This is a genomic window from Limnohabitans sp. (genome assembly GCF_036804465.1).
Lineage (GTDB): Bacteria > Pseudomonadota > Gammaproteobacteria > Burkholderiales > Burkholderiaceae_C > Limnohabitans.
In genome coordinates this window covers 1,559-3,626 of the sequence record NZ_DAIRSK010000036.1, presented here as the reverse complement: position 1 = coordinate 3,626, position 2,068 = coordinate 1,559, and the positions used below count along the sequence as shown (strand labels likewise).

Below are 2,068 nucleotides of genomic sequence, written 5' to 3'. Positions count from 1 at the left end.
CGTCAGGGGCAAATCGTGCGCGCCCAAGCGCTCCCCCATTTGCGCCATCTCGGCAAAGTACAGGTCTTGCCTGTCCGAGTGCAAAGGCTGCAGCGACAGGTCTTGGTAAGCGCGCAAAAAACTGGTCGTCTCGCCCAGGTGCACCCAGCGGATCAGCTGCGGGTCGTTGGCCACATAGGGTGTGCCGTCGGGCAGCGTGCCGCGAATGTGCGCGTGGATGCGGTTGACCCGCTCGATGGTCTGCAAGGCTGCCGCAGTGCCGCCATAGGTGGTGGTGGCCACAAACAAGGCGACGCGCCCTTGGGTGAGCTCCAACAACTGGTCACGCGAGAGCACCTTGTTGGCGTGTTGGAGCAGCACGTGGAGCAAACGGTATTCACCGGAGGTCAGCACCAAGAGCACGCCGTCGGGGTTGCGAACTTGACGCGACACACCATCCAAGGTGTAACCCGAGAAACGCCAAATGTTGGGACTGTGGGTGCTTTGCAAATTCGCGGGCAAAGCGCGCGCGGCGCAGAATGGCTCGGATTCGGGCCAACAATTCGCGTGGCACAAACGGTTTACCCAGGTAATCGTCTGCGCCCATCTCCAGCCCCAAGATGCGGTCGGCGTCGTCGGTGCGGGCCGTGAGCATGAGAATGGGCAAGGCGCTGTGAGAGCCACCTTGGGCGCGCAGGTCACGGCAAATCGTCAGGCCATCCTCGCCGGGCATCATCACATCGAGCACCAACAGATCCACCCGCTGCGACTGCAGCAGTTGGCGCATCTCGCGGCCACTGGCGGCCGTGCTGCACTGGAGTCCGTTTTGCTCCAGGTACTGTGCCGTCAATTGGCGGATCTCGGGGTCGTCGTCGACCAACAAGACGTGGTCTGTGGTGGGGTTCATGTCTTCATCATACGGGGCCCACTTTGGATTTTTGTATCAAAACATGTCTGAACCCAGTGCAGACACATGCGCTTGCAAAAAGCCCCGCCACAGACACCTCTTTTGGGCACTCACACCGTTCAATAGAGCCATCTGACGCCCGTCAGAGACCGCCAAAACGGTGAACACCTTCAAGGAAACTGAAATGAACAAACGAATGATCTGGATTTTGTCGGCCGCGTTGCTCAGCGGCGTGAGTGTGGCGGCCATCGCCTCGAACCACGGCATGGACAAACACCACGACGGCAAGTACCACGAAGCCCGAATCACGCAACTCGAACAGTCGCTGAAATTACAAGACAAGCAACTCGAGGCTTGGAACGCCTACAAAAAACAAATGAGCGAGATGGCTCAAACGCATGAAAAAAACCGCGACGCCATGCAAGCCACTCGACAAGCCTTGATGAGCCAGCTCAGCCCTGAACAGCAAAAAACGCTCAAATCCATGCACGACGAAAAGAAAGGCAAAGGCAAAGACCGGGGTGACAAAAAAGGATCAAGCGAGGGCTGCAAACACTGAACGATAGTCACAAAAGCAAAACCCCCACCCGCTTTCGCGAGTGGGGGTTTTTTGTTTGGTGGCCTGGACTGGAATCGAACCAGTGACACGCGGATTTTCAACGTAGGTGGATCGTCAAAAAACCATGTTTTGTGCGGCTTAGCGGCTGGTTAAATGCCTCGTGTAATAAAACGTGTAATTGCATTTATACCCATTTTCGATTTAACATTTGAGAGTCGAACTGGACCGTTACAAGTTATGACGCTGTTGAAGGTGCGGTGCTTGTATCCTATAACACATCAGCTTGGGAACCAGCAAAGTAGCGTCTGGTCATGGTGACACGGCTTTGGGCCTGGCAGCAGGCGCAGGCCCATTTGCCGCGCACATGGCGGTGCACGCAAAAGACACCCGGCACATAGTCCAGCTTCTCGGACACGTCCTCACCAATGCGCTTCATCTGGCTGCCGCAGCCTGTGGCGGTGCACACGGTGGACTCGGGCTCGTGGCTAAACGTCTGACGCGGCAGCTCAGCGGGCAAGGCCTGGCGCTTGGGAATTCTTTTTTCTTGAGCTGCAGCAGATTCGGGCTGTACCAGTGCAATCTCATCGGCCACGGCAGCCAAGTCGGCGTCCAGCGTTTCATCG

The 2,068-nt window shown here is 57.0% G+C and carries 3 protein-coding genes and 1 pseudogene; 1 reads left to right on the top strand and 3 read right to left on the bottom strand.

Going from position 1 to position 2,068, the window contains the following annotated elements; all coding sequences use genetic code 11:
• Nucleotides 1-282: oxygenase MpaB family protein (locus V7Q41_RS13315; protein WP_442918870.1), on the bottom strand; the 282-nt coding region annotated here is incomplete at its 3' end.
• Nucleotides 283-288: 6 nt separating this feature from the next.
• Nucleotides 289-886 (bottom strand): annotated as a pseudogene (locus tag V7Q41_RS13310) (response regulator); the annotation flags it as partial.
• 184 nt (nucleotides 887-1,070) lie between these two features.
• Between V7Q41_RS13310 and V7Q41_RS13305 the strand changes: the two are divergent.
• A complete protein-coding gene (locus V7Q41_RS13305; protein ID WP_333846450.1) occupies nucleotides 1,071-1,445 on the top strand; it encodes a hypothetical protein in 375 nt (124 codons plus the stop codon).
• 268 nt (nucleotides 1,446-1,713) lie between these two features.
• Here the strand turns inward: V7Q41_RS13305 and V7Q41_RS13300 are convergent.
• On the bottom strand, nucleotides 1,714-2,068 hold a 355-nt coding region (locus V7Q41_RS13300), incomplete at its 5' end, for an IS66 family transposase zinc-finger binding domain-containing protein (RefSeq protein WP_333846449.1).